Genomic DNA, 6,316 nt, shown 5'->3' with positions numbered 1-6,316 from the left:
CTGGTTTCAATAAAACCAATGATTAATGCTTATTTTTTAGGTGCGAAAGTTGAGTAATATTAAAAAATAGTAAAACCTTTTTTTGATTTTCTTTTTTCATATATAATTACTCCTTAAAAGATACATTAAAAGTAAGAATAGCTTTCTAAATATATATATTTGTAATGATTTGATGCATGTGAAATATTAAAAGCGACATTTGCAAATTTCCCAAGTCCAATATTTACTGAACCGCCACCTGTTGTGGTACCGTTATCATAAAAGTCGCCATTCACAATCCAATAAATTCTGTTAGGGTCTTCTAATTTTGTAAAAACTGTACCAGCAAATTGTTTAGATTTCCCAGTTCCAAGATGAGCTCTGTTCATACCAACATTTACTATTTGAATTATTCCCCTAAAACTTCCTCCTTCACTTGTCTCACAATAAAAATTCAAAGAAGGTTTGTATGTGCTTGTAACAGTAAATGTTGTTCTTACTGTTCGATATGTGGCTGCATAAGGAGAAATACTTCGATTTAAATTATTAGATGATTTTCTGCTTGAAATAACCTGGCGTGCTGCCTGAATTTCAGATATACCTTGATCATTTGCGATTTCCTTAACTAATTCATCAAAAGTTAGGACTTCACTAATTTCTGTATTAGTGTCACTAGTCAAATCTGTTGTACCAACAATTTCTTTTTCACTATTACCTTTTTCAAGTTGACCTGCATAGGATGGTTGAGAATAAATAAATATAAATCCTAAAACCAAAGCAAAAACTAAAATTTTACTTAATTTTATATTTTTCCCCTCTTTCTTTTAAGATATACCTTTATTATATATTTTTAAATTATCTAAGTCAATTATATTTTTATTATATTCACTATTTTAAATAGTTTTCTTTTCCCTTGTACTAATTAGACAAACTTAAGAGGGATAACTTTTAATCATATACATTGGTGTACGTGAAAAGGGCTCTATTAAGCCCTATGGTTGTTGAACTCATGATTTTGATAACGAAATATTTGAAAGAGAATAAATGCAATGATTGATAAAAGTAAACCGGTAATATAAGGGAGCCCAATACCGATGGCAAATAACATGCCGCCAAGGGGAGGCCCGATAATTCTGCCGAGAGAGTCAAAAGAAGATAGAAGACCGGTTATACTGCCATGACCGACCGTTGATGTTTTTGTTAACAGTGCTGAAACCGTTGGACGAATCACACCATTACCGAGTCCAAAAATGGTTAAGTAAACTGCAGCAGAGGTAAAATTATTGGTTAGTAAAATTAATCCGAATCCGATTGATGATACCAGCAGTCCTCCTTGAATAATTCTTTCGTCGCCAAATTTTTTGGAAAGCAGACCGATTAATCCACCTTGAACAACAGCACCAGCCAAGCCCATAATCATAAAAATATAACCGATTTCCCTCGTCCCTAGCCCCGCCTTATCAGCGACAAAATAAGCGTATGTCGCTTCCAAACCGGCAAGTGACAAAGAAACGAAAAACTGTAAGATGAACAGTATCGTATTAGCTCCTCGAAATGCAGCCCACCTTGATAGAGCAGGAGTATTTTTTTCAGTATTACGCTCTTCCTTTGGCTTAGATTCCTTTAGGACAAACAGAACAAGCAGGAAGGTAAATATAGAAACGGAACCGGCAATGGTAAACGGCAAATTAAGGCGAATATCGGAAAAAACGCCCCCGATTGCCGGACCAAAGATAAATCCTAAACCAACTGCAGCACCAATCATCCCCATCCCTTTACTCCGGTTTTCAGGGGTGGTTATGTCCGCTGCATAAGCCATTGTTGTCGGCATATTGGCTGCCGATAAAAGACCGCCGATGATTCGGGCAAAAAACAGCATCCATAAGTGATTGGCAATAGCCATTAGAAAAAAAGAGATGCTGAGTCCGGCAATACCAATTAACATGACGGGTTTTCGACCAATTTTATCGGAAATTTTCCCCCAAATAGGAGAAAATAATAACTGCATAAAAGAATAGACGGCCATCAGTAAGCCAAGTTCAGCAGGGCTGGCACCAAGTTCTTCCGCATAAAAAGGCAGAACAGGAATGATAATACCAAAGCCAACCATTACTAAAAACATCACAAGAAAAAGAATAGGTAATGCTCGTTTATTTTCCATTTCCTTCCCCTCTTTACGAATGAATTCAGAACTTCCTCATCTAGCAAAAAAGCAGCGGGGGTCTCAGTTCCCGCTGATTATTTATAAATATTCGGCTTAAAGAATCGGTGACAGCAGCCTTGATATGGATTCTTTGAAACGAATTTTTAAAGGTCTTCGTAAATATTGATAATAGGTGAGCCTTCTTGACATTTTTATATCTTCATTGAAAACTTCAACTAACTGTTTCGCTGTCGGGACGTGATAGATAAACGCATTCACTTCAAAATTCAACTTGAAGCTGCGAACATCAATGTTGGCAGTTCCAACCGAAACAGTATTTTCATCAACAACCATCATTTTTGCATGAATAAAGCCGTTATCATAAATATAAACTTTTGCACCAATTTTAAGGAGTTCACCAATATAAGACATCGTTGCCCAATATACAAACATATGATCCGGTTTATTAGGTATCATAATTTTCACATCAACTCCGGATAAAATGGCAATCCGCATGGCATCAAGAATGCTCGCATCCGGGATAAAATAAGGTGTTTGAATATAGATAGATTTTTTTGCCGATGCAATCATTTTTATATAGCCATATTTAATCTGTTCCCATTCTGAGTCCGGACCACTTGTTACAATTTGAATCGGAACTTTCCCGTTATGGTTGATGTCAGGAAAATATTTCTTATCATAATAAATATCATTGCGAGAGGAAGCTTGGTTCCAGTCTAAAATAAAACGAATTTGGGTGGCAAAAACGGCATGTCCTTGTAACCGAAGATGCGTATCACGCCAATAACCGAATTTTTTATCAAGACCAAGATACTCATCCCCAACATTGAATCCACCGAGGTAAGCAATTTTCCCATCAATAATAACAAGTTTCCGGTGATTACGGAAGTTCATGCGCAAGTTGACTAGCGGAATTTTTGAAGGGAAAAACACTTCTACCTCTCCGCCTGCTTGTTTCAATTTATTAAAGGAACGTTTCTTAATTCGTCTCGACCCCATTTCATCATACAAAACACGAACTTCAACACCTTCTTTTGCTTTCTTTGTTAATAAATCAATTAATTTTTTACCTAATTCATCGTCACGGAAAATATAATATTGCAGGTGAATATGACTTTTTGCGTTTTCGATATCTTTAAAAAGAGCTTTAAATTTCTCTTTTCCATCAATAAAAATGTCCAGCTCATTATCTTGGGTTAAAAGGGCATTATTGTTGGAAAGAAAAAAATAAATCAAGTCTCGATGGTTTTTCATCTCTTCCGTTGCCATCTCATATTTTCCATCCTCAATGTGACGGATTTGATCTTTAATTAAATTATCGAGTCCGATCTTCTTTAAATCTCCCCAAACAAATAATTTTTTTCCTTTTAAATTTTGTCCGAAAATTAAATAAAGAATAAATCCAAGGAGTGGAATGAAGAACAAAACTAATAGCCATGCCCAAGTGGAACTCGGATCACGTCGCTCCAAAAAAACAACGGCTACAGCCAAAATAATATTTAAAATAAAAACGGCACTGATAAAAACAGATAAAAGGCTCATAAAAATACTCCTGTTACTTTAGTATGATTTTCAAAAATAATAGCATGTTTTAGGATTGGTAATCTATAATATAATAACTCAATTTATGAAAAATGAGAAATAATATTATCTATATCAAAAACCGTGACTAAGGTCGACTATTCGAAATATAGAAAAATTTATGTTCATTTACTCGTTCGTTTTTGTTATAATAAAAGTAATCCTCACGAAAATTCAACATGGGGAAAGAATCGGGACATATAAATAAATTGGACTCCTAAACCGGTTTATTGTAACCCAAAAACGAATGAATATTAATTCTAATAGTAAGTGGGGTTGGAATAACGTGGATGCTATTTATAAAAAACAACTTGATTTAGAGTACAGCTATAATTTTCACATGTTTAATTCTATACTACATATATTATCGGAAACTTTTAACAGCTTAATTATTCGGAGTTCCATGCAGGGTGTTTTTAACTATGTATCGCCAAATTCTTTTTACATTCTTGGATATGAGTGGGAGGAAATGATAGGGAAAAAAATTACATACTTTTTACATGAAAAGGATAAACAAAGAGTACTTGAGATGTTTAATCGAGACAGTCATTTTTTGGAAAAGGAAAAATCCCTCACGATGCGATTAAAGAAGAGGGATGGGCTCTTTGTCTGGAGTGAATTAGATATTCATATTTTAAGGGATGTCAGACAAAATCCTAAGGAAATCCTGTTTTTAATTAAAGAAAAACCAATTGGCGACGAGGATAATCTTTTAGAAAATGATAAAATGGCACTTATTGGTCAACTTGCTGCCGGAATTGCCCATGAAATACGCAACCCACTTACATCTATTAAAGGCTTTATTCAATTGATGAAATCGGAGCCAACAAAGAATGACCAATATTTGGAAATTATTGATCAGGAAATCGACAGGATCAGTAGTATTACAAATGAATTGATGATTTTTGCCAAACCAAATCATCTGAAATTTGAGCATCATGATTTAAAAGTGATTTTAAGATCATGTATCACGTTGCTTAAAGGAGTTGCGTATCAAAAACAAATTCGTATCACACTTGATAGTTGTGAGGAACCTGTTTGGGTTTTTTGTGATAAACAAAAAATAAAACAAGTCATCATCAATTTGATAAAAAACGCATTAGAATCAATGGAAGATCCCGGAATTATTACGATAACCATTCGTAAATGTGAAGGTCAAAGTGTTCTTAGTATAACTGATGAAGGTTGCGGTATACCAAATGAACTTGTTGAAAAGTTAGGACAACCATTTTTTACAACAAAAAGTAATGGGAATGGACTTGGACTTATGATGTGTTATAAAATTATGGAAGAACATGAAGGGAGAATAGAAGTCCAGAGTGAATTAGGGGTCGGAACAACTTTCTATGTGTTTTTACCTTTAGAAGATTAAAATGAAGATTCATGACAGAAGACGAAACAATTGGTTGGAAAAATATGTGAATAAAGGGGATGCTGACTATGAATCTTGGCTTTGGTGAAATCGCGATCATATTAATTGTTGCATTACTTATTTTTGGTCCATCCAAACTGCCAAAGTTAGGAAGGGCTGCCGGGGAAACACTTCAGGAATTTAAGAAGGGGATGAGGCAAGTAATGGATGATGATGATAAAAACGGCAAAAATCAAGTGATGGATGTTGATAAAAAAAGAAATGAAAAGATAGAAGGATAAAGGAATAATTTCAAATAAACGAATACGTTCATCCATTTATTAAGAAGGTTCCGCCTTTTCATTCGTTTTGAAATATGTATAAAGACCCCCGCATATTTGCGGAGGTCTAATCCATAATTATTTAGTTTTGCTTAGAAGTTTTGACCAGAAAGTTGTTGTTGAGCCATAGAAACTAAACGTTTTGTAATTTCTCCACCGACCGAACCGTTAGCACGGGAAGTCGTTTCTGCACCAAGATTAACTCCAAATTCTTGAGCAATTTCGTATTTCATTTGATCTAGAGCCTCTTGTGCTCCTGCCACTAAAAGTTGGTTTGAGGAATTGCTTCTGTTTGATGCCATTGTTGTCTCCTCCTTTTTTATTGTCGGCATTTTCTATCAAAGAAGTCCTACCTTCTTTTGTAATCAACATCTAAACCGTATTTTGGTGGTTGGTAACGTTGATTACATGTCTTATTGTGTGTGAAACAGCAAAATATATTCGGAAAATTAAAGGTAATTGCTACCAATTTAATTCTTTTTTTAATAACATATTTAAAGAAATCCCGTGGCAAAATACGATTAACATTAATTTCAGGAAGGAATGTTTTAATTGTCGATTTGCCCGGTATGCAACGGCTTTGATTCAGTTATTGTTCCGTGTCGAAATTGCAATATCAACATGATTGATGAGGGGAAACTTAGTGACTTTTTTGATGACTACAGCCCATATATGGAAATTGATTTATTGCGATTGGAAGACGGCTATCCCCAAAATTTTCACCAGAGTCAATGTGTTCACCTTTTACAGTGTCCCGCTTGTGGTCGGCAAGAGACATATTTTATCCGGGAGTAAAACTGTTACATATGTACCGGATTCGTTCAACTAACCATTCGTAAGTGACGTCACGGATGGAAGTTTCACTTTATCCCGCACAAACGGGCTGTAAAACTTCCACCA

General features: G+C 34.9%; 6 protein-coding genes. 2 read left to right on the top strand and 4 right to left on the bottom strand.

The window, feature by feature from the left end:
- Positions 1 to 125 precede the first annotated feature (125 nt).
- The 3 genes from LIZ98_RS16535 to cls form a co-directional block, all read right to left on the bottom strand.
- The gene (locus LIZ98_RS16535) at positions 126 to 755 is read right to left on the bottom strand and encodes a hypothetical protein (RefSeq protein ID WP_227140287.1); all 630 of its coding nucleotides are present in this window, start codon (positions 753 to 755) and stop codon (positions 126 to 128) included.
- Between the two features lie 209 nt (positions 756 to 964).
- On the bottom strand, positions 965 to 2,140 hold the full coding sequence (locus tag LIZ98_RS16530; RefSeq protein ID WP_227140286.1) for an MFS transporter: 1,176 nt from the start codon (positions 2,138 to 2,140) through the stop codon (positions 965 to 967).
- Positions 2,141 to 2,236: 96 nt separating this feature from the next.
- The gene (gene cls, locus LIZ98_RS16525; protein ID WP_227140285.1) at positions 2,237 to 3,685 is read right to left on the bottom strand and encodes a cardiolipin synthase; all 1,449 of its coding nucleotides are present in this window, start codon (positions 3,683 to 3,685) and stop codon (positions 2,237 to 2,239) included.
- Between the two features lie 286 nt (positions 3,686 to 3,971).
- Here cls and LIZ98_RS16520 point away from each other — a divergent pair, with 286 nt between their 5' ends.
- Together LIZ98_RS16520 and LIZ98_RS16515 are read left to right on the top strand one after the other, a co-directional pair.
- On the top strand, positions 3,972 to 5,096 hold the full coding sequence (locus tag LIZ98_RS16520; protein ID WP_108897772.1) for an ATP-binding protein: 1,125 nt from the start codon (positions 3,972 to 3,974) through the stop codon (positions 5,094 to 5,096).
- A 68-nt stretch (positions 5,097 to 5,164) separates the two neighbouring features.
- Positions 5,165 to 5,377: a twin-arginine translocase TatA/TatE family subunit gene (locus tag LIZ98_RS16515; protein WP_216406366.1), complete on the top strand. Its 213-nt coding sequence runs from the start codon at positions 5,165 to 5,167 to the stop codon at positions 5,375 to 5,377.
- A gap of 131 nt (positions 5,378 to 5,508) precedes the next feature.
- Here LIZ98_RS16515 and LIZ98_RS16510 read toward each other — a convergent pair whose 3' ends face one another.
- Positions 5,509 to 5,718: an alpha/beta-type small acid-soluble spore protein gene (locus LIZ98_RS16510; protein ID WP_034769013.1), complete on the bottom strand. Its 210-nt coding sequence runs from the start codon at positions 5,716 to 5,718 to the stop codon at positions 5,509 to 5,511.
- Positions 5,719 to 6,316: the final 598 nt, after the last annotated feature.

This window comes from Caldibacillus sp. 210928-DFI.2.18 (assembly GCF_020554505.1).
GTDB classification, from domain to species: Bacteria; Bacillota; Bacilli; order Bacillales; family Caldibacillaceae; genus Caldifermentibacillus; species Caldifermentibacillus hisashii.
This window is presented reverse-complemented; position numbering and strand designations above follow the sequence as displayed.

Coding starts and splice junctions, on each gene's coding strand:
- LIZ98_RS16510 (WP_034769013.1), bottom strand. CDS start 5,718: ATGGCATCAAACAGAAGCAATTCCTCAAACCAACTTTTAGTGGCAGGA.
- LIZ98_RS16530 (WP_227140286.1), bottom strand. CDS start 2,140: ATGGAAAATAAACGAGCATTACCTATTCTTTTTCTTGTGATGTTTTTA.
- LIZ98_RS16520 (WP_108897772.1), top strand. CDS start 3,972: ATGAATATTAATTCTAATAGTAAGTGGGGTTGGAATAACGTGGATGCT.
- cls (WP_227140285.1), bottom strand. CDS start 3,685: ATGAGCCTTTTATCTGTTTTTATCAGTGCCGTTTTTATTTTAAATATT.
- LIZ98_RS16515 (WP_216406366.1), top strand. CDS start 5,165: ATGAATCTTGGCTTTGGTGAAATCGCGATCATATTAATTGTTGCATTA.